The sequence below is a fragment of the Rhodococcus sp. 66b genome, from assembly GCF_002076325.1.
GTDB lineage: Bacteria > Actinomycetota > Actinomycetes > Mycobacteriales > Mycobacteriaceae > Rhodococcus_F > Rhodococcus_F erythropolis.
This window is the reverse complement of record NZ_MUZB01000003.1, coordinates 18,434-42,663: the sequence shown is the minus strand read 5'-3', so window position 1 is coordinate 42,663 and position 24,230 is coordinate 18,434. Positions and strand designations below refer to the sequence as shown.

The following is a 24,230-nucleotide window of genomic DNA, read 5'->3' as shown; positions in this document are numbered from 1 at the left end:
TTACTCTCGTCGTCGTGCCCGAAACACCTGCAAGTCACCAGCACGAACCCCACGTCCCGCTGCCCGTCGAGATTCCTGTCACGACGGACATCGCCGACGACGCGCTGGACCTGAAAACGCAGATCGTCCGGTTCGTCGCGACGGGTGGGCTGTCGGCTGTCGTGGACTACGGGCTGTATGTGCTGCTCCTCGCGTTGGGGTTGCCGCGCGTCGCCGCAAAATCGCTGAGCTTCGTTGCGGGCACCACGACGGCGTACCTCATCAATCGTCGGTGGACGTTCAAGGCCGAGCCTTCTCGCGCCCGCTTCATCGCTGTAGTCGCGCTGTACGCGGTCACTTTTGCGGTTCAGGTCGGACTCAACGAACTGATGGTCCATGTCTTCGACGAGCATTGGTGGCGGACACCGCTGGCCTTCGTCATCGCGCAGGGCACCGCGACGGTCATCAACTTCATCGTTCAGCGGGCAGTGATCTTCAAGATCAAGTAACGGTTCGGGGTGGATTAGCGCATTCGTCCGGTTTCTCGAGAGAGAATCGAGCCCATGATCATCGTTCTCGATTCTTCGGCCCTGACCAGGGGCGCACGGTTCGACGCCGCCATCGCCGACGCTCGCGCACTCGGACACCGCGTCGTCGTGCCGCGATTGGTCGTACTCGAGGTTGCGAGCCGCTACCGCGAGGAATCGGCGGAGATGATCGCGGCCCTGAGCGTCCAGGCGCGCATGTACGACCGACTGGGGTTGCGGCGCGACCTCACGAGGTTCGTCGACGCTGCTCACGACAAGGCCGACGGCTACGTCGACGACGTGATCGAAGACCTCGTGGCGATCGGCGTCGAAGTGGTCGATCCAGTCGACGTGTCGCATCTCGAGGTGGCCGAGAGGGCGATCTCGCTGCGTCGGCCCTATACCGACAAGAAGAAGCGAGACGGCTACCCGGCGACGCTGAACTGGCTGACCGTGCTCGATCTCGCCCACCGCAACCCGGAGGTCGACGTCATCTGGGTCAGTTCCGACGCGCGGGCATACGGCGACGGCGAAGACGGGGTCTGGCACGCGGATCTCGCACGTGAACTGGCATCGCGCGGCCTCGAGTATCGGGTCCGCTGGGCGTCGGACATCCCGGTGATCGACGGACCGGTGCAGGTGGAGCAGGTGGCTGAGGTCGCTGAGGTCGCGCCCGAGGCCCCGGTTGCTCGGGGCTTCGTGGAGCCGGAAGCGGTCGTTCCAACAGAGATTCCCGAACCCGAGGTTCCGGCGGCGCCCATCGCTCCGGAGGCACCGGCAACAGCTCCCGCACCCAAGCCCGTACAGCGCGCAGCGCGGACGAGAGTTGCGCCGCAGCGCATCGAACCCGCCCCGAAAGCTCAGTCCGGTGGACTGCGCGGTCTGGGCAAGGTCATCGGCGGGCGGAAACGAAAGGTCACGATCGTCGACGATCTCGACGAAGTCGACCTCTTCGGCGCCTGATCGCTTCTAATCTGGACAGATGTCTCTGTTGCCGACAGTCAGTCGTAGGACCGGAACTCGATACGGCAGGCCGAGTATCGAATCGCAGGTCCTCTACAACGCGTGTCGATGGATGCTTCGGCCCGTAGTTGGGATCGCGCCGCTGACGCCTGGCGCAATGCGCCGCGCCGCAGTTCTGGACTCGGCCGCGGGTGTACGCATTCCCTCCGGGATCGATCGGGAAGCGATTCGTTTTCCAGGTTTCGACGGTGAACTCGTCCGGACAGCAGGCTCGACGGCCGATCTGCGCGACGGTGTAGTTCTATACCTGCACGGCGGCGGGTTCATGTGCTGCGGGCTCAACACGCATCGGCCGGTCGTGGCCAGCATCGCCAAGCGAACCGGCCTTCCGGTCCTGCACATCGCGTATCGGCAGTTGCCGAGCACGAGCATCAGCGGGTCCGTCGACGACTGCCTCGATGCATACCGGTGGCTTCTCGAACAGGGAGCTTTTCCGGAAAAGGTTGTCTTCGTTGGTGATTCGGCCGGAGGTTTCCTGGTCTTCGCGACGGCGCTTGCAGCAGTTTCCGCGGGGCTCGAGGTTCCGGCCGGCCTGGTCGGGCTCTCGCCGCTCCTCGATCTCGATTGCACCACCAAATCGGTCCATGCCAACGCTCGACGCGACGTGATCGCCCCGGTGTCGGCATTGATGGCGATCGGAAAGCTTGGCGGACAGACGAACTCGCCCGTCGACGGCGATCTTGCAGCTTTGCCGCCGTCGTTGCTGATCGCCGCCGAATCCGAGGTGCTCAGAGTCGATTCGGAGGTGATGGCGCAACGGCTCGCCGCCGCGGGGGTGCCGTGCTCGCTGCAGATCTGGAACGGCCAGGTTCACGCGTTTCCCGCCGTCTGGCCTGGCTTGCCGGAGAGCCGGGCCGCGCTACGTGACGTTGCCAGGTTCATTCGCGCCAGGCTCGATGCGGTCCCGCCCCAGGAGTCACGTGCGCAGTGACGCGACAACTGCCCGTGCGAGGGCGTCGGCAGATCCAGGGGCGAATGGCAGAAAGAGTTCGGGCTCGATCAGTTCCACTTCCATGAGCAGTGGTTGATCCACCGGCCCCACGACGTCCACACGCGCATAAAGCAATTCGCCGGGGCCGCGTGGGGTCGCGGCCAGTGCCGCGTCGGCCACCGCGAGTTCGGCGGCGGAAGGCTCGTGGAGGTAGTTGGTTCCGCCGTGGAATTCCTGCACGCGGAAGTCGTTGGTGGCCGGGATTTTCCGGACGGCGTGCGAGTAGCGTCCGCCGAGGTGGATGATCGAGCGCTCGCCGTCTACGACATCCGAGATGAAGGGCTGGACCAGAGCGTCGTTGCCACTCTCGAGGATTGAACTGAGGTGAGCGTGGGCCTGCTCGGACCCGGCGGCAAACTTTCCCACTCCGACAGCGCCGGCGGACACTGCAGGCTTGACGATGACGTCGGCACCCTCGAACGAAGGGAGGGTGAGTGTTTCGCTCTTTCCGGCAGCGATCACAGCAGTTGGGACGATAGGTACGCCGGCCGCGGCAAGTTCGGTGAGGTATCCCTTGTGGGCGTTCCACTCGACGATCGGGAGCGGGTTGGCGATCGGGGCGGTCAGCTGATCGAGAACGGCAAGAAATTCGTCGAGGCGCTGGGTGTAGTCCCAGGTCGACCGGATCAGAACCAGGTCGGCGTCGATATCGAGGAGGGACCGGCTCGACCACGGCGCCATTGTCGACGCAACGCCGTAGGTGGTGAGAGCTTCCATGACGAGTTTGCTTTCGACATCCGCCTCGCGGGCGGCGCCGTCACAGGTGAGCAGGAGAACCGTGGTCATGCCACGATGCTTTCACGGCTGGCGCCTTGTCCGACTAGCGAGGTGGCCCCTCGTCGAGGACCAGGGAACCGGTCCCGGGTTGCCCGGTTGCGTCCACCCACGTCACCGCGACGGTGTCGCCGGGGCGGCGCGAGCTCATCGCCGCGTTGAGATCAGCGGACGACGCGATCCGGCTGCCACCGAACTCGGTGATGACCGCACCTTTGATCAGCCCCACCCGCTCGGCCGGCGAATCGAAGCTCACGGCAACAACTTCCGCGCCGGCCGGCATCTCCGCGTGATCCTTGACTGCGACACCGAGCACGGGCGTCGGTCCCACACGCACGGTTTCGGAGGAGCGGCCACCGAGTACCTGCTCGACGATCGGCAGCGCGGTGTCGATCGGTATCGCGTAGGACTGAGGCGCCGGCGAGGTTTCGGTGCGGTCGGTGACGGCGTTGCCCGCGCTGCTGACGCCGATCAGCTCGCCAACGGCGTTGACCAGGGGGCCACCGGAATCGCCAGGCCGGATGTCCGCGTCGACCTCGATGAGGCCCTTCAACTGGTTTCGCGATCCGTCGGACACGTTGCGGGTGTTGACGGTGACACCGAGGTTGGTGATGACGCCGGGAGCTGGGACGGGCACTCCGCCGCCTTCCGCATTTCCGATTGCGGTGACGGCATCCCCACGAGTGGCTTCTGCTGATTTGCCGACCACAGCCACCGGCAGATCCGTGGCGCCCGCGAGTCGAAGGACGGCAAGGTCGCTGACGCTGTCGTACCCGAGGATCTCGGCGTCGTAGATCAGTCCGTTGGACATGCTGACGGCAGTGACGTCCGAGGCCCCGCTGATGACGTGGTGATTCGTGAGCACAACTCCGTCAGGGGAGAGCACGATCCCGGTTCCGGCGGTGGTGGTGAATCCGGCCGGCGCGGTGATGGTGACGATGGTGGGGACCACCTGGGCCGAGAGCTCTTCCGGGGTGAGCGGAACAACCGGCGCCGGTGGGGTGGTGGTGATAACCGTGACCGGTGCGGACTCGATCGTGCCAGGCGTCAGAGGCGGTGCGACCAGTGCGAGGGCGCCGAGTCCGGCTGCGAGAACGGCGGCCATCCACAGACCGCGTCTGCCCGCACGTTTGGTCATCCAGCCGTCCGTCCCGCCGGTCGTCATCCCATCGAGTGTGAAAGGTGAAGATTACCCAACCGGCAACGATCAAGACATGCGATGGCGCAACAGCATGTAGACGCCGCGACGCATGAACGAGGTGGCGAGTGCGCGTGCGTCGCCGATTCGGACGTCCATTGCGGAGACGAGAGTCGGATCCGATTCCCGGAGATCTTTGTGGAATGCCGCTGCCTGGCGTGCCTGATCCTTGGCCAGACGCACACTCCACTGTCCGGCGTTGACGCGGAAGGACGCGAGGGGCTTGGCGATCGCATAGACGTCGCCTTGGAGTGCGACGGCGGTGTACGTGGCTTCGTCGATGACGTACGGGTTGGTGTCGTCCCACCATCCGATGGCCTTCAAGGCGGATCGCTTCATGAGTACACATCCGGGCTCGCCGAAGATGTTCGCTCCCGCCGTTACCGTCTTTCGGGCCGCGTCGCGCCCGGTGACCAGTCCCTTCAGCCCTGCAAGTCCGCGCGCGGAGAGGATGGTCTTTCCGTTTGCATCGACCAGTTTGCGTTGCGAGGCCACGAGTACCACCGAGGGGTGCTCGTCGAAAGCCGCGACCTGTTCCGCCAGGCACTCGGGGTAGATGGTGTCGTCACCGCACACCAGTTTCAGGAGCTCTCCGTTCGCGGCTTCGCTGACCCGGTCCCAGTTTCGCTTCGCTCCGCCGCCGGCCTCGGTCGACAGGATCTCGATCCGCGGATCGTCGGCGTATCGCGCCAGGACCTTGACGGTGTCGTCGGTCGACGAATGATCCGAGATGATCAGTTCGAAGTCCTGGTAGGTCTGATTCAGGATCGAGTCGATCGTCTCGGCAATGTAGTCGGCATTGTTGTAAGCCGGGACGACGACGGAAACACGCGGAGTCATGAGTTGCCTGTTCTCTTGTTTCGACTGAACGAGAAATCGCGGTAACCGAAGAAGCTTGCTGTTGCGGTTACCGCAGTGATGACGAGTTGTGACGGGATGGGAGGAAAGTGCAGGACCGAGACCGCGACGGTCATCAGCGCGAGGTTGATCACGAAGGCGCCGAAATTGACGACGACGAATCGCCAGAAGTCACGGAGGAAGTGACCGCGAACTTCGAACACCAGGTAGCGGTACATCGCAAAAGCGCACAGCAGGTTGCAGACGTACCCGGCAACGATCGCGAAGTGGTAGCCGAATTGATCGCCGAGCGCGATCTGCCAGGCAATGAACCAGGCGGTTCCGAGCGCCGTGTTGACGCCACCGACGAGCAGAAAGGCAAGGGCCTGATTCTTGACGACGCGCATCAACGGACCCGGCCTGCCGGTCATTCCAGCGGGGGGTGTTGCAGTCGAATCCGGTGAAGCCATCAGCCTTCGCCGAACGTGGGCAGCAGCCCCGCCGACACGGCATCTTGAAGCGACGGTGCCGCTGTGTCCTTCGCGGAGAGCGTGATGTTCAGGGGCTCACCGCTGCGACCCACGGTGGGCCAGTCGATCGCTATGTCGGGATCGAGGGGGTGAACTTCGTGCTCACGTTCGGGGGCGTATCCCGTCGAGCACAGGTAAACCACTGTCGAGTTGTCCTCGAGGGACAGGAAGGCGTGCCCAAGCCCTTCGGACAGAAAGATCGCTCTGCGGTCGACGTCGTCGAGAAGGACCGAATCCCACTGGCCGAAGGTCGGCGATCCCACGCGGAGGTCGACGGCGATGTCGAGTATCGCGCCTTTGACACACGTGACGTACTTGGCCTGTCCGGGAGGGACGTCGGCAAAATGGATGCCTCGTAGGACGCCGGCAGCCGAGACCGAGCAATTGGCCTGCTGAAGGTCGAGGGTGCGGCCGGTGATCTCGGAGAATCCGGGTTCACGGAACCACTCGAGGAAGACTCCACGGTCGTCGCCGAACTGTTTGGGTGTGAATTCCCAGGCCCCTGGCACTTTCAGTTCGCGATACTGGCTCATCACGTGAGTATCTGCCATGTCACCAGTCCTTGCCGCGGTCGAGAAGTTCGAGAAGGTATTTTCCGTATCCGGATTTGAGGAGCTTCTCAGCACGAATGCGTAGCTCGTCGTCGGTGATGAATCCGTGCCGCCACGCAACTTCTTCGGGCGCGCCGATCTTGAGTCCCTGACGCTCCTCGATCGTGCGCACGTAGTTCGATGCGTCGAGAAGCGAATCGAAAGTTCCGGTGTCGAGCCACGCGGTGCCGCGAGGAAGTACTTCGACCTGGAGGCGGCCAGCTTCGAGGTACGCACGGTTGACGTCGGTGATCTCGTATTCGCCGCGTGCCGATGGTTCGAGGTCCTTGGCGATGGCGACAACGTCGTTGTCGTAGAAATAAAGGCCAGGCACCGAATAGTTGGAGCGCGGGTTCGCCGGCTTCTCCTCGAGCGAGACGGCTTTGCCTTCGCGGTCGAACTCGATGACTCCGTAAGCCGTGGGGTCCGAAACCCAGTACGCGAATACGGCGCCACCGTCGATGTTCTCGAAACGCGTGAGCTTACTGCCCAGACCTGGGCCGTAGAAGATGTTGTCGCCGAGGACGAGGGCCGCGGATTCCGAACCGATGTGGCCGGCTCCGAGTACGAAGGCTTGTGCGAGACCATTCGGCTCGTGCTGGATCTGGTAGGTCAGGTCGACGCCGAACTGCGAGCCGTCGCCGAGCAACCGCTGGAACTGCGGTGCGTCGTCTTCTGTGGTGATGATCATGATGTCGCGAATCCCGGCCAGCATCAGGGTGCTGAGTGGGTAATAGATCATCGGTTTGTCGTAGACGGGGACCAGCTGTTTGCTCACGCCGAGCGTGATGGGGTGCAACCTCGACCCCGTGCCGCCCGCCAGAATGATTCCGCGCATGCCTCGAAGTGTTCCAGTGTTCGCTGGAGAAACAAATCTCGGGCGCACGGTATCGTGCGTGGCCGGTAGATAGATCGGTTCGATTCGGTGATCGTGGAGGCGCAAACGTGAGAGTTCTCGTGACTGGCGGTGCAGGCTTCATCGGCGCCAATTTCGTCCATCAGACGGTGGCAGAGCGCCCCGACGCCGAGGTCACGGTGCTCGATGCGCTGACCTACGCGGGCAACAAGTCTTCGCTCGATTCGATAGCCGACCGCATCACGTTTGTTCACGGCGACATCACCGACGCAGTTCTCGTCGACGAACTGGTGGGCGCTGCCGACGTCGTCGTTCATTTTGCTGCCGAGTCCCACAACGACAATTCGCTCGCTGATCCGTGGCCGTTCGTGCAGACCAACATCGTGGGAACCTTCACGCTCCTGCAGGCTGTGCGCAAGCACGACGTCAGGTATCACCACATTTCCACCGACGAGGTGTACGGAGACCTCGAACTGGGCGATCCGGACCGTTTCACGGAGTCGACCGCGTACAACCCGTCGAGCCCCTACTCGTCGACGAAGGCATCGAGCGACATGTTGGTGCGCGCGTGGACCCGTTCGTTCGGCGTCCGGGCCACCCTGTCGAACTGCTCGAACAATTACGGCCCTTATCAACATGTCGAGAAGTTCATCCCGCGGCAGATCACCAATGTTCTCGCCGGATTGCGTCCCAAGTTGTACGGCGACGGCTTGAACGTCCGTGACTGGATCCATGTCGACGATCACAACAGCGCGGTCTGGGCGATCATCGACGGTGGCCGGATCGGTCAGACCTACTTGATCGGCGCTGACGGTGAGGTGAACAACCGAACTGTCATGGAGTCGATTCTGCAGATATTGGGCCGTGGCGCCGACGAGTTCGATTTTGTCACCGACCGCCCGGGGCACGACGTGAGGTACGCGATCGACTCGAGTCTGCTCCGGAAAGAACTTGGCTGGTCCCCGCGCTACGAGGACTTCCGCAGTGGTCTGGAAGCGACGATCGACTGGTACCGCGACAACGAACAGTGGTGGCGTCCGCAGAAGGACGCGACCGAGCAGGCATACGTGGCAGCCGGCGAGAAGACCACTTCCTAGCGTGCAGCCAGATTGCGGCGGATGGAGTCGAGGGTCGACGCTATCCCGGCAGGCAACGGGCGATGTGTGCGCTGGTCCAGATCAGTCCACACGATCGATCGCAGCCGTAGGTCTCGGGCTTGCGCCGAAGCGAGTGGAGAACTGGCGAGCACAACGTTGGGGCGTTTTCTGAAGACGGTGTGGCACGCGCCGAGGATCGCTCCGATGGTGACGCTGCGTCCGGACGCGTAGATCTTGGTGACCGTCGGTTCCTGCGACGCTTCCGCTCGGGTGAAGCTGTCGACCACCATTTCGGCCGCGTCGGAGACGTAGACGTAGTCCCGAAGCGTGTCCATGGGAACGTAGATCGAAATGGGCATCGACAGCAGATAGCCTCGGCAGAGGTGCGAAATCAGGCCTTGGGGTTTCGCCAGATTCTGACCCGGGCCGTAGAGATTTGCGAATCTTCCTATGACAGTGCGGGTTCCGCTTCTGGCGCCGAATTCGCGAACAATGGATTCGGCATCGAGCTTTGCTCGCCCGTAGTCGGCCAGTGGATTGGTCGCGCTTGTTTCGGTGTGCGGTGCTCCGGGAGCTCCGGCGTAGACGCCGCCGGCAGACGAAGCGTGGAAGACGGTCCCGACGCCTGCGTCCGCCGTCCCCAGCTCGTCGAGAACGTCCTTCATGAGTTGGTTCTCGCGAGCGAATTCGTCACTGCTCGTACCGTTCACACCTGCACCGGCGCACCACGCCATTCGCCACGGGCCGCCGGCGGCGTCAGTAACCAGTTTCCTGGCATCGGCGAACAGGATTTCTCTGGCCAGAGCGGGTTCGCCCCACGGGACGCGGCTGGTGCGGATGTCGGCCCCACGGCGCTCGAGTTCGCGGGCCACGGAGCTGCCGAGGAGGCCGCCGCTGCCGACTACCCACGTGGGGACATTCATTGTTACGCGGGTGGCTCGGTGGCGTTCCGGCGCCCCAACGGGCCTGACGCGGGGTCGCTGACGATGAGGTACGGCGGCTTTCCCATTGCCGTCTTGACTGCGACACCGATGTATTCGGCGATCACACCCAACGAGAAGAGCACTGCCCCGAAACCGAACAGCATCACGATCATCGTCGACGCCCATCCCCGCACCTCGACGCCGGCGTCGAAAAACACGTACGACGCCAACACGTAGAGGACGATGACGAGACCGCCGACAGCGAACAGGAAGCCGATCAAGCTGACCATTCGCAGGCCCTTGGTGCCGCTGGAGAGAACCATTCGCCAGAAATGCGACAGCAAGCTTCTGAGGTGATATCCGGATGCGCGTCCGCGTTCCTCACGCAGTTGAACCGGGCTGGTGGTGACCTCTCCCGCGATCCAGCCCAGAGCCACGTCGAGGTAAGCCTCGGATCCGGCGTATGCGGCGACCGACCGTCCGACCTCTCCGAGGACCAGTCGGAAGCTCTGATACTTCACGGAGTTCTCGGACGAGAGAATTTTGGTGGTCAACCATTTCGACGACTTCGACGCCGCGTTGCGTAGCGCACCGTGGGGTGCCGCGTTCACGGGCTGCGCGTAGACGAGGGTGGCCTGTTGATCCAGTGCAGTGTCGAGGAGTCCACCGATGTCGGCCGGGTCGTGCTGGCCGTCTTCATCCATGGTGACAACCCATTCGCCACCACTCGACGCCATTCCCGCCAGTGTTGCCGGATGTTGGCCGAAGTTGCGCGAGAGCCAGATGGGTCGGATGAAGTCATGTTGTCTCGCGAGTTCACGGATGACCGCAGCTGATCCGTCCGGACCGTGGTCGAAGACGAGAAGGACTTCTTCGACGACCAACAGCCGCCCGCCGGGAGTGGTCTGGGTTTTCGTCAGGGGAAGTATCTCGTCGATGAGTGCATTGAGAGTGTGTTCGCCCTGGTAAACCGGCACGACGACGGAAATTCGGTGCGGTTGCACCGACTCGGGTGTGCCATCGGTCTTCACAGGCGGGGAGTGTATACGTCGCCGAGGGTCGGCTTCTCGGCGTGGGGGCGTACATGTCGGAGAATCGTGAAGTTATGATCCGGATCACTCGACGAAAGTGAGTCTCCAGTGGCCGAGTTCGAAGATCACACCAACGATCGACGCGAGAACAATCGCGAGAACACAGGCCTTCCGGGGAGAGCCGATACGGGTAGCGGTGATACCACCGACACCGAGTACACGGCTCGGTTGCGTGAGCTTCAAGGCGCCAAATGGAAGCGCGTTCTGAACGTGCAAGCGCCGTATCAGTGGAATATCCGACGTTTCCTCGGCGGCCGGAAGGTGCTCGACGTCGGCTGCGGGATCGGCCGAAATCTGCGAAATCTTCCCCCTGGCAGTGTCGGGGTGGACCATAACGAACATTCGGTGGAGTTCTGTCGATCGCTCGGGTTCGAGGCGTACTCTTCTGCGGAATTTCACTCCGAAAGCGGTCAGCGAACCTTCGACGGAATGCTGATGGCGCATCTCCTCGAGCACCTGCCGGCGGGAGAAGCTTCCGGCATCGTCGCCGAGTACCTTCCATTCCTGGAACCGGGCGCGACCGTCATGCTGATCTGCCCTCAGGAACGTGGCTTCGCCAGCGATCCCACGCATACCGTCTTCCTCGACGGCGTCGACCTCGAAAAGATCTGTGCGGACAACGGTCTTGTAGTCAGGCGCTCGCTGTCGTTCCCGTTTCCGCGGTGGATGGGAAAGCCGTTCATCTACAACGAGTCTGTGGTGATCGCGGAGGTCCCGTCCCGGCTCTGACGCCTGTCGCGGTAGTAGATCACGGAGAGGCCGGCAAGGATAACGAGCCCGAAGCCCATACCGACATAGCCGATCCTCTGTCCTGGGGAACGGAAGTTGATCACCAGTTCCGCGTTGTCGGTGCCAGGCGGCAGATCGACGTAGAGGTACGTTCCGCCAAGGCCCTTGGTCGGGATGGGTTCGCCGTCGAGGGTCGCGGTGTAGCCCGGCCATGCCAACCGTGCGAATACCACGCTGCCACCGCCCGGTGAGCTGACTCGCACACGCTCGTTCTTGACGCTCATGTACTCGGACTGTGCGTCGGCATTGGCAGTTGCCGACACACGGCCCGGTTGACCGGAGATCGGGCCGGCGTCGCGTTCGAGGATGTAGATCTGGTCCTGGGCGACCTCGGGCACGTCTGCCCAGTGCCACCCGGGTGGGGCGGGTTCGTTGTCAGCGCCCGGGTACTGCTTCCGTTGAAGGACGACGCGGTCGAGCAGCATCAGGTCTGCGCTGGTTCGACCGGTGTATTCATCCGGCCTGAACACGTTTCGGTAGGCGTCGTCGCACGTCGACCCGTCGAATCCCATACACAGCAGCGAAGCGAAGTCCGCGTGGCCGACCGGGGTGTACGCGTTGACGTAGTCGAGATCGAGCACCTTGGCGTAGTTTCCGTACACCTGCGAAGTCCACGGGAGTTCTGTTGTTTCGGCGTCGATTCGGATCAGCGCGCGATTGCCGAGCTGAAGGGTCGTGCCCGGGAAATCCGGAAAGTTCGCCTTGGCTTCGGATTGGCTGGTCGGCAGGTACCACTTGTTCAGCGCCTGGGGATACGCGATCACTTGATACAGAGTCACCGGAGCGATGGTGAGAATCAGTAGACCTGCGATCGCCGGGGCGCCGTATCTACGACCGAGGTAGATGGCGAGTGCTCCGACGGCGATGATCACGACAGCCCACGTGAGATGTCGGATGAAGTACTGCGGACCCGAAGAACTGGCGCGAATCATCAAGACGAACACGATCAACGATGCAGCGATGACGCGTGATCGCAGTTTGTCCAAAGTCCCGAATCGGCTCAGCAGCACACCGAGTAGTACCAGGGAGAACACCGCGACGAAGGGAAGTAGTCGTGCCGGCCACCGAATCTGGCCGATGTCGCTGGGGCCCGCGGTGAACAGCAGAATGAAGGCCAACAGCAGCAGCGGGGTCACCAACTCTCGCAGTGAACCCTGTGCTTTCCGCCAGCCGATGAATGCCAGTGCCGGTATCGCGAACCAGGCGATGTAGGTGATCGGTGCGTAGGTGGTTTCGCCCGTCCAGGACTCGATGCTCGAGACGGACGACGGAATACTCGCCGTGAGCGTTTCCGACCACGGTGCCGTCAGGAAATTGTCGTTGAACGTACCTTCTTCGCCGGTGCGCCATGTGACGGCCGAGGAGAGCAGACCTGGAAGAAAGGTGATCGCGCCGCAGGCGGCGGCCGAGATGCCGACCAGTCCGAGCTTCACTGTTGTCCGCCACTGCGGACTGCGGACGTATTCGCCCACCATCAGTGCCCCGACGGTCACTCCGGCCATCAATGCCGCATGGACGTATCCGACGCTGATCGCGAGATAGAGGAAGACGAAGACGGGTATTGGCCCCGACCGGCCGCGGGCATAGCGAATTCCGCTGGCCCACGCCTGCACCACCCAGGCCATTCCGATCACCGACGTAACCCACGACGGGTACTCGAAGTACAGAGTGAACCCGGCAAAGGGCACTGCGCTTCCGGCGACGGCCGCCCAGTAGGGGCGCGCGCCGTATTCGAGGCAGACTCGATAGACGCCCCATCCGAGGATGATCGCGAATGCCAACTTCACCAGCGTGGCCAGCAAAGCGAGATTGTCGACGGACGGTGCGATGTAGTTGATGAAGATCTGGACCGGGTTCCACAGCCCACCCTGACCCTCGACCGGATAGTTTCCGGCCATCCACTGATCCAGAACCAGCGAGGGGAATTGTCCCTCTCGCATCAGATGGCCTAGCTGAACCCAGTTGCCGACCGCACCGGATTCGGTGTCGTCGACATAGAAGTAGCGAGGGTCCACCGTGACGATCGCGAAGAATGCGAGGCACACGACTGCTGGGATCACAGCGCCCCAGCTCCAGCGTTCCCGACGGGTGGGAGCGGGTAGTTCGAGTGTCAAGGGATCTCCAGGTCGCACGGGTGGATGCACCAGAGACAGTAGCCGAGGCTGTGTTTTCGAGTTTCGGGGGTAATTCCACCTCGGATACCCTGCGAGTGACAGGTACAGCTTTTTCAAGATTCACGTAGGAGTCATATGCCCGAGCAGGTAAAGGTGGGGGTGCCGGAGAACGGGCAGGTCATGGCTCGCCGTTTGGTGGTCCAGCGCGGCGTGTTCGTCGGAATGTCGCCGATAGTCAACGACGACCTGTACGTCGAGTTCCGGAAGGGCTCCGGTGAGCGGACCCGGCACCGAGTCGCTCTGGACAAGGGCGCACGTATCAGCACCAACACCTATTTCGGGCGTTTCGCTGCCAGCTACTGGCAGCGGTGGACGACTGTCACTGAGGTCGAGGCTTCGCTGCGGATCGAGAGCGAGGGTCGGTTCCGCGTCCGGATGGTTGCTTCGGATATCGCCGGGCATCGCCGTATTCTCGAGACCCGCGACGGATCGGGGTCCTCGGAGGTCACGTTGACCACATCGTTGGACAAGTTCGTCGACGGCGGCGCCCTCTGGCTCGAGGTGGATTCTGTCGACGCTCCGATGACGATCGACCACTTGGAATGGACCGTGGCCGCTCCGGAGACGGTTCGCCCGGTCTCGGTGGCGATCTGCACCTTCAATCGGGCCGACGATTGTGCCGAGACTGTTGCTGCACTGGCTTCCGATGCCACTGTGCGTGACCTCGTCAGCTCCGTGTACGTCGTCGATCAGGGTAACGACCTGGTGAAAGATCGGGCGCGCTTCGTCGAGGCGGCAGACAAGCTCGGTGAGAAGCTGAAATATCTGCAGCAGCCGAATCTCGGCGGAGCGGGCGGTTTTTCACGTGGGCTTTTCGAGGCTACATCCGAGGGGACAGATCTCGCCGACGTCATCCTGATGGACGACGATATTCTCTGTGAACCAGAAACAGTGTTGCGCCTCAACGCTTTTGCGAATATGACGGTGGAACCGACATTGGTGGGTGCACAGATGATGTATCTGCTCAATCCCGATTTCCTCAATGTCGGTGCCGAAGACGTAGATCTGAAGACTCTCCATCACGGGCAACGAGTGCCCAAGGCTCTCATCAACACGAGCATGCTCAAGAAGCGTCAAGAGCGTCGAGTCGATGCGGGATACAACGCCTGGTGGACGTGCCTGATCCCCGCCGAAGTTGTCGAAGCCATCGGGTTACCCGTTCCGATCTTCTTTCAGTGGGATGACGTGGAGTACGGAATCAGGGCCCGGAAAGCAGGGTTTGTCACCGTCACGTTGCCCAACGCCGCTGTGTGGCATGCCGATTTCTATTGGAAGGACTTCGACGACTGGGCCCGCTACTTCAGTACGCGTAACTCCCTCGTCGTCGGGTCTTTGCACAGCGATCTCGACACCAAGGGACTTTCACGTCAGTTCTTCCGCCAGATTTCCGAATTCCTCGTCGGAATGCAATACGGCCTTGCCTTCACGACGTTGAAGGGCATCGAGGATTATCTCGACGGTCCGGAAGCGTTGCGGGACGGCGGCATCGAGGCCATGGCAAGCATCCGTGCCGGCCGAGCGCAGTATGCCGAGACGATCAAACACGATGCGGCTACCGCCCCGATCGCCTCGAACGAACTCCACACCGAGCGTGCCGGTGGTGAACCGAGCCTGATGCGAGTGATTCTGGCCAAACGTGGGTTGAATCAGTGGCTGGGGCGCACCCGTGGCGGTTTGGTCAATATTCCGCGCGAGGATGCGCACTGGTGGCACATCTCGCAGTTCGACCATGTAGTCGTCACCGATGCTTCGCAGTCGGGGGTACGTATCCGGCAGCGAGACAAGGCTACGGCGCGTGCTCTCTTGATCCGAACGGTGAAGCTACTGCGTCGATTCCAGAAGGAAGCACCTGCCGTGTCGGCGAAGTACCGTGCTGCGATGCCGGAACTCACGAGTCGAGAGAACTGGGCACGTCTGTACGAGAAGTGATTCTCAGCTGGTGATCTCGACGATGACCTGCTCGTTGTCGACGGTGTACCCGAGGTATTCGAACGAGATGCCGGTGCGTGTGACGAACTCCGTCCACGCCCGGTATTCGTGCTGCTGCCATCCGGGATAGTTGAAGAACTCGTCGAAGACGACGATCGACCCGGGGACCAGTCGGTCGCCGAGGAGATCGAGCACGGTCTTGGTGGACGAGTAGAGGTCGGCGTCGAGGTGCAGGAACGCAACGGGGCCGGATTCGTCGTTCAGGAACGAGGGCAAGGTGTTCTCGAAGAGGCCCGGAACAAGTTGCGCTCCAGGCACTTCGGGGATGGATTCCTGTGCGAACTCGCCGACCGGGAACCCGGTGCGCCAGGTCTCCGGAAGGCCGGAGAACACGTCGAAACCTGCGACGGTCCCCTCGCGTTCGGTGAAAGCCTCCGCGACGATCCTGAGTGTGGTTCCGCTGGCGACGCCGAATTCGAGTGCCATGCCGGGTATTTCGATCAAGCCCAATGCGTGGCGCAGCGTGTCGTGCGGGTGGCCGAATGTCTCCGCGACTCGAAGGTGTTCGAGGATGAACTCGGCAGTCGACGCTGTCGCTTCCAGATCCACGGCGTAGGCCAGATCCCGACGCTGGCGAAATTCCAGCTCGTCGATCCTGGACCGGAGGCCCGCGATGTCAACGCGGGCCTCGGCCAGTTCGTCACGTGAGAGTGCCAGCGCGTCGAGGATCTGCTGCGTGCGATCGGCGTTGCGACGGTCGGCGGTCTCGACCACCTCGGATACCGCACGCTGAAGCTTGGTCCTGGCGCTGGAACGGAACCGCTCGAACATGACAACCTCTCGTCGGGATCACCCCCCATGCTGCCAGGCTTTCTTCGCTACCGGTCCCGACCACGGTAGTGACTCTTGAGATGGCGGGAGATCACCTTGATCTCCCGCGTCCTCTCTGCCTGCAGCCGAGCATTGCTTCGGGCGGCGTTCCACGCGTTCTCTCGCTGTAGTTTCCGGTAGCTCGCAAGTCTCCGCTCGTCCAGATCGCCGCGCCCGAGTGCGGTCAGGACTGCGCATCCCGGCTCGGAGTTGTGTGCGCAATCCGAGAACCGGCACTCTGCAATCAGTTCCTCGATCTCGGGGAACGTCTTGTCGATTCCCTCCGCCGCATTCCACATGCCAACCCCTCGCAGGCCGGGTGTGTCGATCAACGTCCGGGCGCCGGAGAAGGGGATCAGTTCTCTCGTGACTGTGGTGTGGCGTCCCTTTCCGTCGCCGGTTCGAACGCGGCCGGTCTCGAGTCGATCGGCGCCTGTGGTGTCCGCGAGGAGTGCGTTCGCGAGCGTCGACTTACCGGCGCCGGATGGACCGAGTATCGCCACGGTGCCGTCCAGAACTGCATCGAGTACATCCATTCCTTCGTTGGTCTCGGCACTGACGGCCAGCACTGTTGCGCCGGGCGCAATGGCAGAGACCTCAGCTAGAGTGTCGGAGATATATTGAGCTGCATCCGATTTGGTGAGTGCGACGACAGGTGTTGCGCCACTTTCCCAGGCGAGTGCGAGTAGTCGCTCGATGCGCCCGAGATCGACGTCGGCGTCCGAAGCCGTGGCGATGACGACGGTGTCGACGTTCGCAGCCAGAATCTGGCCTTCCGATTTTCCGGACGCCGAGGATCGAACGATGCTGCTCGATCGGGGGAGTATTGAAGTGACCGTGTGCATCTCGGGTTCGCGTGAGTTCAGTACCTCGGCGACGGCCACCCAGTCACCCGTGCACAGTTGGCTGGCACCGCGTGGATCGCTGCCGCTGAGTGCGCGAACTGTGCCTTCGGCGATGGCCACGTCGCACCGGCCGCGGTCGACGCGAAGAACGCGCCCGGGTGCGGAGTCCGGTGGGGCCAGGGTAGTGAATGTGTTCGAGAGTGTTGCGTTCCAACCGTATTCGGTCAGGGGCGTGCTGTTTTCCGGCATGGTGATTGTGTCCTCGAGTACGAAGAAGTGTGAACGTTGACGGCGCTGAAACTGCGGAACACGACAGTCATCAATACTCACTCCTCGTAATTCTCAGGACGCACCATGCGTCGGATCAGAATCGTCTCAGCCGCAGACGCGACTGTGCAACTGATTTAACTCGGGCGTTCGAACTTTTCTTCCCGGCCGAGTTTGCGCAGTCGCATCCACTCGCGTAGTCCTGCCGGATCGCGGCGGGTGATCAGGAAGTACCAGCCGAACCGAACCCATTCCTGCGGAAGCAGTTTCCGCATTCCCGGTTGGGCGAGGATGTATCCACGGTTGCGGTAAGTGAAGTAGCGCTTCGTGTCGTTGTCGGGGTACTGCGTGTGCATACGTCCGCCGAGAATCGGCTTGAACTCGTCCGCGCCGTTGGGGTGGACGTAAGCAGTTTGCAGGCAGGTGCCGAACTTCAGGCCGGAGCGCACGAGGCGACGATGTACCTCGACCTCGTCGCCGCGGACGAACAGGCGTAGATCCGGAACTCCGACAGCATCGATCGCATCGGCGGTGAACAGTGCACCGTTGAAGAGGGACGCGATGCCTGGCAGGAGATCCTCGTCGCCGAGTTCGGAACGCAACCGGCGCCACGACGTGCCGCGGCGCAAGGGGAACGCGAGGCGGTCTGGGTTGTCGATGTCGCAGACGACGGGGGAGACCTCGGCCAGGTCGTTCCGAATTGCACAGTCGAGCAGGGTTTCCAGGACCTCGGGGCCCTCCGGACGCCCGTCGTCGTCGGCGAGCCAGACGCGGTCGGCGCCGAGCGAAAGTGCGTAGAGAATGCCCAGAGCAAATCCTCCGGCACCGCCGAGGTTGTGCTGAGAACCGATGTAACTCGTCGGCAGTGGAGCGTTGTCGACGAGGTCTTTCACATCGGCTTCGTCGGCGTTGTCGACGACAACCAGGTGATCGAGCGACCGCGACTGGGTGCTGAGGACCTTCAAGGATTCGGCCAGCAGTTCACGACGCTTGTGCGTGACGACAACCCCGATGATCTTCTCGGGTGCGCTCACAGGGTGTTCTCCCGTTCCATCTCCTTGATGACGTGGCGCACGTGTTCGGCGGCGTCGTCGCCTTCGTAGGCGCGCACGACATCCTCGATGTCACCCTGCATGCGGATCTGGCCGTGGTCGATCCACATCGCGCTGTTGCACAGCTGAGCGAGGAATTCGTTGGAGTGGCTGGCGAATACCAGGATGCCGGAGCGTTCCACCAGCTTTTGCAGCCGAACTCTGGCCTTCTTCATGAATTCGGCGTCGACGGCACCGATGCCTTCGTCGAGTAGCAGGATCTCGGGATCGATACTGGTGACCACGCCCATAGCGATGCGCACGCGCATGCCGGTGGAGTACGTGCGCAATGGCATGTCGAGATAGTCGCCGAGTTCGGTGAAGTCGGCGATTTCATCCATCTTCGCGAGCATCTGCTTGCGGGTCTGACCGAGGAACAGGCCGCGGATGATGATGTTCTCGTAGCCGGAGATCTCGGGATCCATGCCGACTCCGAGGTCGAAAACAGGTGCGACGCGTCCGCGAATGGTGGCGGATCCCCGGGTGGGTTCGTAGATCCCGGAGAGCAAGCGCAGCAGGGTGGACTTTCCGGCGCCGTTGTGGCCGACCAGCCCTACACGGTCGCCCTCTTTGAGCGTCATCGTGATGTCTTTCAGGGCTTCCACGACCACAACGTCGGAACTGTTGCGGCCGATGGCGCCACCCGCTTTACCGAGGAATGCCTTCTTCATCGACCGGGACTTCGCGTCGAAGATCGGGAAGTCGACGCAGGCGTTGTGCGTTGAGATGTTCACATGTTCGGTCATTGCGATGTCCCTAAACCCAGTAGGGCACGCGGGCCCGGTATTTGCGAAGCGCCAGCAATGCGACGGCCCAGCCGACCACCGTGATCGTGATGACGATGTACCAGTGGTAAAGCTCTTGCGGCTGCCCGATCATCGGCGCGCGGACGATGTCCAGGTAGTGGAACAGCGGATTGAGTTCGGCGATCTTTGCACGATCTCGGACCGCGCCGCCCTGAGCCTCGAGGCTTTGTGTTGTCCACATGATCGGTGTCAGCACGAAAAGCAGCAGCGTCAGCGAAGACAGAATCGGTGCGATGTCACGGTATCGAGTGGCGAAGATTCCGAACACGATCGAGACCCACAGTGCGTTGAGCACGATCAGTCCCAACGCCGGGATCGCAGCCAACGACGCCCAACTCAGGTTCCGCCAGACCCCGAACGCGATCACCATGATCACGTAGATCAGCAGGTTGTGTGCGAAGAACAACATCTGCCGCCACACCAGTCGATAGATGTGCACGCTCAAGGCTGATGGCAGCTGTTTGATCAGGCCTTCGTTGGCGACAAAGACTTCGGAGCCTTCGATGATCGAGGCATTGATGAGGTTCCAGACGATCAGGCCCACCGTCACATACGGCAGGAACTCCTGGAGTGGCATGTCCAACAGGGCCGCGTACAGAATGCCGATGGCGGTGGCCTGGACGCCGGTGGCGATCGTGATCCAGAACGGACCGATCACCGACCGGCGGTAGCGCTGTTTGATGTCCTGCCAGCCGAGGCTGAGCCACAACTCACGCTGATTCAGACCGTCGCGAAGGTCTTTGAACGCACGACGGAACGTCTGGGAGTCGGACACGGGCGCAGGTGCGTCCGGCGTCTCGGATTCGATTGCGGATGCTGACACGGAGGTCGAGCCTACCGGCCTGGCGTCGGCGCCGGATTTCCCTCGGATCTAGTGGTGGTCCGGGTTACAGATACTGGCCGGTTCCTGGGCTCTGTTGGTCCGGATGTGCAGGCGAATGCGGAGCCCCGATGCTCATGCCGGGAGGCAGTGCGCCTTGACGCATTTGTTCGAGCTGAGCGCGCGCTGCCATCTGCTGGGCGAACAGTGCGGTTTGAATTCCGTGGAACAGTCCTTCGAGCCAGCCGACGAGTTGGGCCTGCGCGATTCGCAGTTCGGCGTCGGAGGGAATGGAGTCGTCGGTGAACGGGAGGCTCAGTCGCTCGAGTTCTTCACGGAGTTCGGGTGCCAGGCCTTGTTCCAGTTCTCGGATGGACGAGGTGTGGATGTCCTTGAGGCGCTTGCGGCTGGCGTCGTCGAGCGGCGCGGCGCGAACTTCTTCCAAGAGTTGTTTGATCATCGTGCCGATTCGCATGACCTTCGCCGGCTGCTCGACCATCTCGGCGACGGACTCGGCTTCTGTTTCCGCGCCTTCGGTGGTGCCGGAGGTGGCGGCTTCTGCCTCGGCCGCCGGCATCGCGACGGGTCGACCGTCGGGTCCGATAACGAGTACCTGCTCTTTGTCGGGGTTCGTCATGCTTCCATCTTGTCGTGTGTGGGCGACAAACGCCGCGTAACCCCCAAAAAGTTAGCTATCGAATAACTGTACTGACGGGTAATTGGGTGACTGCCTTCGACTAAGCGGGCGTCTGCACCTAGAGTGTCGAGCATGGCTTACGACGTTGCCCGCGTACGGGGGTTGATTCCCTCACTCGGTGACGGCTGGATCCACCTCGATCCGCAGGCCGGAATGCAGATCCCGGACGCCGTCTCGCGGACGGTCTCCACCGCGTTCCGTGCCTCTGCATCTTCTTCCTCCGGTCGCCACGTCTCGAACCGTCGTAGTGCTGCCATTCTCGAGAGTGCGCGCACCGCGGTCGCCGATCTGGTCGGCGGAGATCCTGCGGGAGTCGTTCTCGGATCAGACCGAGCGGTGTTGTTGGCTTGGCTCGCCGAGTCGCTGAGTTCGCGGTTGGGCCTCGGAACCGGTCTCGTGCTCTCGCGCCTCGACGAAGAGGCGAACGTCGCGCCCTGGCTTCGTGTGGCCAGTCGCTACGGCGCTCAGGTGCGATGGGCCGAGGTCGAAATCGAAACGTGTGAGCTCCCGAGTTGGCAGTTCAACGATCTCATCACCTCGACGACTCGCTTGGTGGCCTTGACGGCCGCATCACCGGTCGTCGGTTCGGCTCCGAACGTCCGTGCCGCAGCTGATCGTCTGCACGAATTCGGCGGACTGATGGTGGTCGACGCCGTCGGTGCAGCGCCATATGCGCATGTGGACATGGCTGATCTCGGGGCGGACATCGTTGCCGTCAGCGCGCCGTCGTGGGGCGGTCCACAGGTGGGCGCACTCGTCTTCCGCGATCCCGGACTGCTCGACCGGATTCCGGCCGTGTCGCTCAACCCGTACGCGCGTGGCGCCGAGCGACTCGAGGTGGGCGGTCATCAGTTCGCGCTGCTGTCCGGTCTCACGTCGTCGATCGATTTCCTGGCGGGCTTGGACGAATCGGCAACGGGAACCAGGCGTGAGCGCCTCGAAACCTCGATCAGCTCGCTGCAGGACTATCAGGACGGTCTGTTCGATCACCTCATGCGTTCTCTCGCAGCCCTGCCCAACGTGATGGTGATCGGCGGCGCACCCACGCGGGTGCCGACGCTCAGCTTCACGCTCGAGGGGATGGCGGCAGACAAGGTCGCCGCGCACCTGGCCGACAAGCGCATCGCGACGGTCAGCGGTACGCATGGTGGTTCCAGGCTGCTCGACGCCCTCGGTGTCAACGACGAAGGCGGCGCGGTCACCGTCGGCCTTGCGCCGTACACGACGCGGTACGAGATCAATCAGCTGGTCGCCGAACTCGGCGCCCTGGGCTGATCGATCCCGCTCGGCTCACTTCACGGTGAGGATGACCTTGCCTACGGTTTCCGGCGAATCCAGCAACTGATGGGCTAATGGCGCCTCGGTGATCGGAAGTTCGGTCGACACGATCGGTTGAACCGATCCATCGGCGATCAACGGCCACAACTTCGCACGGACGTCGGCGACGATGTCCGCTTTACCGCCTGGGCCGGTGAGCGGACGCCCGCGCAGGCCCGTCGACGTGATGTTTCCGCGCTTTCCCATCAGCTTGGCGATGTCGACCTCGCCCTTGCGACCACCCTGCATTCCGATGATCACGACGTGGCCGTCCATGGCGAGTGCGTCGACGTTGCGCCCGAGGTACGACGCTCCCATGTTGTCCAGAACCACGTCGGCGCCGTGGTTGTCGGTGGCTTCGGCGAGTGATGCTACGAAGTCGCTGTCGCGATAGTTGATGAGAATATCCGCGCCCAATTCGCGGCAGCGGTTCAATTTGTCCTCCGAACCCGCGGTAACTGCGACGCGGGCGCCGAGGGCTTTGCCGACCTGGATGGCGTGGGTGCCGATTCCGCCGCCACCGCCATGGACGAGTAGTACCTGTCCGCGTCGTAGGCCGCCGCGCATTACGACGTTCGACCACACCGTGCACGCAACTTCCGGCAGAGACGCTGCGACACGGAGATCGACGCCCGCGGGAACGGGGAGAAGTTGTGTTGCCGGGACCGCAACCTTCTCGGCATAGCCACCGCCGGCCAGCAATGCGCAGACTTCGTCGCCGACGGACCAACCGGTGACGTCTTCGCCGAGTTCGGTGATCACACCCGAGCATTCGAGGCCGAGAATGTCACTCGCGCCGGGCGGCGGCGGGTAGAAGCCTTGACGTTGGAGCAGGTCGGCGCGGTTGACTGCGGTCGCGGCGACCTCGACGAGTACGTGCCCGCGAGGTAGTTCAGGATCGGGCTGCTGCGCCCATTTCATGACCTCGGGACCGCCGGGCTGATCGATCGTTATGGCGTACATGGATACGACGCTAGCGAATCTCCCCGCTGACGGGTGTTTTGCCGCTACCGTCGCGGACGTGACTTACTTCGGGAACATGCAGAACGAGATCTATCTGACGGGACTGAGCGGCGCGAAGCCGGCTTTGCCGATGACTGCGGCGGGCTTGGAAGATGCCGCGCGCGAGCAACTCTCACCAGAGGCTTTCGGGTACATCGCCGGTAGCGCGTCGACCGAACGGACCGCGGTGTCGAATCTGCGGGCGTTCGACAAGCATGCGATCGTGCCGCGGATGTTGCGGGGGACTGCGGCGCCCGACGCGCGCGATCTGAGCGTCGAGGTGTTGGGGACGCGGTTGGCCGCACCGATTCTGACGGCTCCGGTGGGAGTGCTCGGCTTGGTCCACGACGACGCCGAGGTTGCGGTCGGTTCGGTCACTGCCGAGTTGGGGATCGGATCGATTCTCTCGACGGCGGCGTCTTCGACCATCGAAGACGTAGCGGCGGCCTCGGGCGATAACTGGTGGTACCAGCTGTACTGGCCGGCCGACGACGAGCTTGCCGAGTCGTTTGTCCGTCGGGCGGAGACGGCGGGTGCGAAGGCAATCGTCCTGACTGCCGACACTCCCGGTATGGGTTGGCGTCCAAGGGATCTCGAACTCGGTCACCTCCCGTTCCTGCAGGCGAAGGGTATTGCCAACTATCTGTCGGATCCGGTGTTCCGCGCAAAACTGGCCACGCCTCCCGAGGAGAGCGCAGAAGCCCTGCAAATCGCGGTTCTCACGTGGGTGTCGTTGTTCGGCAATCACGCGGTGCGGATCGCGGATATCGCGAAACTTCGCCAGTGGACGACACTTCCGATCGCGGTGAAGGGAATTGTCCATCCCGACGACGCACGTGAGGCCGTCGCGGCCGGCGCCAACGGCATTGTCGTGAGCAACCATGGTGGGCGTCAGGTCGACGGGTCGATTTCGGCACTCGATGCTCTCGGTCCTGTCGCTGATGCGGTGGGGCATGAGGTGGACATTCTGATGGACTCCGGAATTCGTTGTGGCGCAGACGTAATCAAGGCTCTGGCCTTGGGTGCCGACGCAGTGCTGTACGGGCGGCCGTGGGTGTACGGGTTGGGATTGGCCGGAGCTGACGGAGTGCGTCATGCGCTCCGAAGTCTCCTGGCCGACCTGGATCTCACCATGGGGCTGGCGGGGCTGGCATCGGTCGCCGAAATCGACCGTTCGATCCTGATGTCCAATTCGTGACTTTAGGGT

Annotated in this window: 24 protein-coding genes; 8 read left to right on the top strand and 16 right to left on the bottom strand. The window is 62.7% G+C overall.

The features are described from left to right. Nucleotides 1-14 precede the first annotated feature (14 nt). Genes B0E55_RS05995 through B0E55_RS05985 form a run of 3 tightly spaced genes read left to right on the top strand, consistent with a single transcriptional unit; the run spans nt 15 to nt 2,460 of the window. Nucleotides 15-488 (top strand): GtrA family protein, encoded by a 474-nt coding sequence (locus tag B0E55_RS05995; protein WP_074447111.1) that lies wholly within the window; start codon nt 15-17, stop codon nt 486-488. Between the two features lie 54 nt (nt 489-542). Beyond that, nucleotides 543-1,469, top strand: a complete 927-nt coding sequence (locus tag B0E55_RS05990) for a PIN domain-containing protein (RefSeq protein ID WP_080909280.1) — start codon at nt 543-545, stop codon at nt 1,467-1,469. Nucleotides 1,470-1,488: 19 nt separating this feature from the next. Beyond that, nucleotides 1,489-2,460, top strand: coding sequence for an alpha/beta hydrolase (locus B0E55_RS05985; protein WP_080909279.1), 972 nt, complete (start codon nt 1,489-1,491; stop codon nt 2,458-2,460). Here B0E55_RS05985 and B0E55_RS05980 read toward each other — a convergent pair. The 6 genes from B0E55_RS05980 to rfbA form a co-directional block, all read right to left on the bottom strand. After that, complete coding sequence (locus tag B0E55_RS05980) at nt 2,446-3,306, bottom strand: ATP-grasp domain-containing protein (protein ID WP_080909278.1); 861 nt, start codon at nt 3,304-3,306, stop codon at nt 2,446-2,448. The genes B0E55_RS05985 and B0E55_RS05980 overlap by 15 nt on opposite strands. A 34-nt stretch (nt 3,307-3,340) precedes the next feature. Next, nucleotides 3,341-4,432 carry a S1C family serine protease gene (locus B0E55_RS05975; protein WP_069146770.1) on the bottom strand — a complete coding sequence of 364 codons (1,092 nt, stop codon included), beginning with the start codon at nt 4,430-4,432 and terminating at the stop codon, nt 3,341-3,343. Between the two features lie 69 nt (nt 4,433-4,501). Further along, on the bottom strand, nt 4,502-5,332 hold the full coding sequence (locus tag B0E55_RS05970) for a glycosyltransferase family 2 protein (protein ID WP_046377751.1): 831 nt from the start codon (nt 5,330-5,332) through the stop codon (nt 4,502-4,504). After that, nucleotides 5,329-5,799: a GtrA family protein gene (locus tag B0E55_RS05965; protein ID WP_020905791.1), complete on the bottom strand. Its 471-nt coding sequence runs from the start codon at nt 5,797-5,799 to the stop codon at nt 5,329-5,331. Before B0E55_RS05965 ends, B0E55_RS05970 begins: the two co-directional genes overlap by 4 nt. Further along, a complete protein-coding gene (locus B0E55_RS05960) occupies nt 5,799-6,410 on the bottom strand; it encodes a dTDP-4-dehydrorhamnose 3,5-epimerase family protein (protein ID WP_223257871.1) in 612 nt (203 codons plus the stop codon). The genes B0E55_RS05965 and B0E55_RS05960 overlap by 1 nt, the downstream gene beginning before the upstream one ends. A gap of 1 nt (nt 6,411) precedes the next feature. Continuing rightward, nucleotides 6,412-7,287, bottom strand: coding sequence for a glucose-1-phosphate thymidylyltransferase RfbA (gene rfbA, locus B0E55_RS05955; protein ID WP_020905793.1), 876 nt, complete (start codon nt 7,285-7,287; stop codon nt 6,412-6,414). 107 nt (nt 7,288-7,394) lie between these two features. Between rfbA and rfbB the strand changes: the two genes are divergently transcribed. Beyond that, nucleotides 7,395-8,402 carry a dTDP-glucose 4,6-dehydratase gene (gene rfbB / locus B0E55_RS05950; protein ID WP_024488303.1) on the top strand — a complete coding sequence of 336 codons (1,008 nt, stop codon included), beginning with the start codon at nt 7,395-7,397 and terminating at the stop codon, nt 8,400-8,402. Here the strand turns inward: rfbB and B0E55_RS05945 are convergent. Further along, nucleotides 8,399-9,325 (bottom strand): NAD-dependent epimerase/dehydratase family protein, encoded by a 927-nt coding sequence (locus B0E55_RS05945; RefSeq protein ID WP_080909277.1) that lies wholly within the window; start codon nt 9,323-9,325, stop codon nt 8,399-8,401. The genes rfbB and B0E55_RS05945 overlap by 4 nt on opposite strands. Nucleotides 9,326-9,327: 2 nt before the next feature. Then, nucleotides 9,328-10,356, bottom strand: coding sequence for a glycosyltransferase (locus B0E55_RS05940; protein ID WP_241896020.1), 1,029 nt, complete (start codon nt 10,354-10,356; stop codon nt 9,328-9,330). 108 nt (nt 10,357-10,464) lie between these two features. On the opposite strand from B0E55_RS05940, the gene B0E55_RS05935 reads away from it, so the two are divergent. Continuing rightward, entirely contained in the window at nt 10,465-11,145 is a 681-nt protein-coding gene (locus B0E55_RS05935) for a class I SAM-dependent methyltransferase (protein WP_108912697.1), read from the top strand. Here B0E55_RS05935 and B0E55_RS05930 read toward each other — a convergent pair. Next, a complete protein-coding gene (locus B0E55_RS05930; protein WP_080909419.1) occupies nt 11,100-13,319 on the bottom strand; it encodes a hypothetical protein in 2,220 nt (739 codons plus the stop codon). The genes B0E55_RS05935 and B0E55_RS05930 overlap by 46 nt on opposite strands. 135 nt (nt 13,320-13,454) lie before the next feature. Here B0E55_RS05930 and B0E55_RS05925 point away from each other — a divergent pair, with 135 nt between their 5' ends. Then, nucleotides 13,455-15,308, top strand: a complete 1,854-nt coding sequence (locus tag B0E55_RS05925; RefSeq protein WP_024488161.1) for a glycosyltransferase — start codon at nt 13,455-13,457, stop codon at nt 15,306-15,308. A gap of 3 nt (nt 15,309-15,311) precedes the next feature. Here the strand turns inward: B0E55_RS05925 and B0E55_RS05920 are convergent, their stop codons facing one another. The 6 genes from B0E55_RS05920 to B0E55_RS05895 all read right to left on the bottom strand — a co-directional run bounded on the left by B0E55_RS05920 (nt 15,312) and on the right by B0E55_RS05895 (nt 20,644). After that, the gene (locus tag B0E55_RS05920) at nt 15,312-16,139 is read right to left on the bottom strand and encodes a TylF/MycF/NovP-related O-methyltransferase (protein ID WP_070796544.1); all 828 of its coding nucleotides are present in this window, start codon (nt 16,137-16,139) and stop codon (nt 15,312-15,314) included. 47 nt (nt 16,140-16,186) lie between these two features. Further along, nucleotides 16,187-17,272 carry a ribosome small subunit-dependent GTPase A gene (gene rsgA, locus B0E55_RS05915; protein WP_080909418.1) on the bottom strand — a complete coding sequence of 362 codons (1,086 nt, stop codon included), beginning with the start codon at nt 17,270-17,272 and terminating at the stop codon, nt 16,187-16,189. A 155-nt stretch (nt 17,273-17,427) separates the two neighbouring features. Further along, complete coding sequence (glfT1, locus tag B0E55_RS05910) at nt 17,428-18,324, bottom strand: galactofuranosyltransferase GlfT1 (RefSeq protein WP_020905802.1); 897 nt, start codon at nt 18,322-18,324, stop codon at nt 17,428-17,430. Beyond that, on the bottom strand, nt 18,321-19,127 hold the full coding sequence (wzt, locus tag B0E55_RS05905; RefSeq protein WP_020905803.1) for a galactan export ABC transporter ATP-binding subunit Wzt/RfbE: 807 nt from the start codon (nt 19,125-19,127) through the stop codon (nt 18,321-18,323). The genes glfT1 and wzt overlap by 4 nt, the downstream gene beginning before the upstream one ends. 10 nt (nt 19,128-19,137) lie before the next feature. After that, the gene (gene wzm, locus B0E55_RS05900) at nt 19,138-20,010 is read right to left on the bottom strand and encodes a galactan export ABC transporter permease subunit Wzm/RfbD (RefSeq protein WP_020905804.1); all 873 of its coding nucleotides are present in this window, start codon (nt 20,008-20,010) and stop codon (nt 19,138-19,140) included. 64 nt (nt 20,011-20,074) lie between these two features. After that, on the bottom strand, nt 20,075-20,644 hold the full coding sequence (locus tag B0E55_RS05895; RefSeq protein WP_021342495.1) for a bacterial proteasome activator family protein: 570 nt from the start codon (nt 20,642-20,644) through the stop codon (nt 20,075-20,077). A gap of 132 nt (nt 20,645-20,776) precedes the next feature. Between B0E55_RS05895 and B0E55_RS05890 the strand changes: the two genes are divergently transcribed. Next, nucleotides 20,777-21,979, top strand: a complete 1,203-nt coding sequence (locus B0E55_RS05890; RefSeq protein ID WP_007731767.1) for a cysteine desulfurase-like protein — start codon at nt 20,777-20,779, stop codon at nt 21,977-21,979. A 15-nt stretch (nt 21,980-21,994) separates the two neighbouring features. On the opposite strand, the gene B0E55_RS05885 is transcribed toward B0E55_RS05890, so the two are convergent. Further along, nucleotides 21,995-22,984, bottom strand: a complete 990-nt coding sequence (locus B0E55_RS05885; RefSeq protein WP_007731765.1) for an NAD(P)H-quinone oxidoreductase — start codon at nt 22,982-22,984, stop codon at nt 21,995-21,997. Here B0E55_RS05885 and B0E55_RS05880 point away from each other — a divergent pair. Next, nucleotides 22,983-24,221, top strand: a complete 1,239-nt coding sequence (locus B0E55_RS05880) for a lactate 2-monooxygenase (protein ID WP_047888801.1) — start codon at nt 22,983-22,985, stop codon at nt 24,219-24,221. The genes B0E55_RS05885 and B0E55_RS05880 overlap by 2 nt on opposite strands. Nucleotides 24,222-24,230 lie beyond the last annotated feature (9 nt).

Excerpts from the sequence above, each read along its gene's own strand:
- B0E55_RS05985 (WP_080909279.1), top strand. The coding sequence starts at position 1,489 with ATGTCTCTGTTGCCGACAGTCAGTCGTAGGACCGGAACTCGATACGGC.
- rfbA (WP_020905793.1), bottom strand. The coding sequence starts at position 7,287 with ATGCGCGGAATCATTCTGGCGGGCGGCACGGGGTCGAGGTTGCACCCC.
- rsgA (WP_080909418.1), bottom strand. The coding sequence starts at position 17,272 with ATGCCGGAAAACAGCACGCCCCTGACCGAATACGGTTGGAACGCAACA.
- B0E55_RS05965 (WP_020905791.1), bottom strand. The coding sequence starts at position 5,799 with ATGGCTTCACCGGATTCGACTGCAACACCCCCCGCTGGAATGACCGGC.
- B0E55_RS05990 (WP_080909280.1), top strand. The coding sequence starts at position 543 with ATGATCATCGTTCTCGATTCTTCGGCCCTGACCAGGGGCGCACGGTTC.
- B0E55_RS05960 (WP_223257871.1), bottom strand. The coding sequence starts at position 6,410 with ATGGCAGATACTCACGTGATGAGCCAGTATCGCGAACTGAAAGTGCCA.
- B0E55_RS05970 (WP_046377751.1), bottom strand. The coding sequence starts at position 5,332 with ATGACTCCGCGTGTTTCCGTCGTCGTCCCGGCTTACAACAATGCCGAC.
- B0E55_RS05925 (WP_024488161.1), top strand. The coding sequence starts at position 13,455 with ATGCCCGAGCAGGTAAAGGTGGGGGTGCCGGAGAACGGGCAGGTCATG.
- B0E55_RS05945 (WP_080909277.1), bottom strand. The coding sequence starts at position 9,325 with ATGAATGTCCCCACGTGGGTAGTCGGCAGCGGCGGCCTCCTCGGCAGC.
- B0E55_RS05980 (WP_080909278.1), bottom strand. The coding sequence starts at position 3,306 with ATGACCACGGTTCTCCTGCTCACCTGTGACGGCGCCGCCCGCGAGGCG.
- B0E55_RS05890 (WP_007731767.1), top strand. The coding sequence starts at position 20,777 with ATGGCTTACGACGTTGCCCGCGTACGGGGGTTGATTCCCTCACTCGGT.
- B0E55_RS05880 (WP_047888801.1), top strand. The coding sequence starts at position 22,983 with ATGGATACGACGCTAGCGAATCTCCCCGCTGACGGGTGTTTTGCCGCT.
- wzt (WP_020905803.1), bottom strand. The coding sequence starts at position 19,127 with ATGACCGAACATGTGAACATCTCAACGCACAACGCCTGCGTCGACTTC.
- B0E55_RS05975 (WP_069146770.1), bottom strand. The coding sequence starts at position 4,432 with ATGACCAAACGTGCGGGCAGACGCGGTCTGTGGATGGCCGCCGTTCTC.
- B0E55_RS05885 (WP_007731765.1), bottom strand. The coding sequence starts at position 22,984 with ATGTACGCCATAACGATCGATCAGCCCGGCGGTCCCGAGGTCATGAAA.
- B0E55_RS05895 (WP_021342495.1), bottom strand. The coding sequence starts at position 20,644 with ATGACGAACCCCGACAAAGAGCAGGTACTCGTTATCGGACCCGACGGT.
- B0E55_RS05920 (WP_070796544.1), bottom strand. The coding sequence starts at position 16,139 with ATGTTCGAGCGGTTCCGTTCCAGCGCCAGGACCAAGCTTCAGCGTGCG.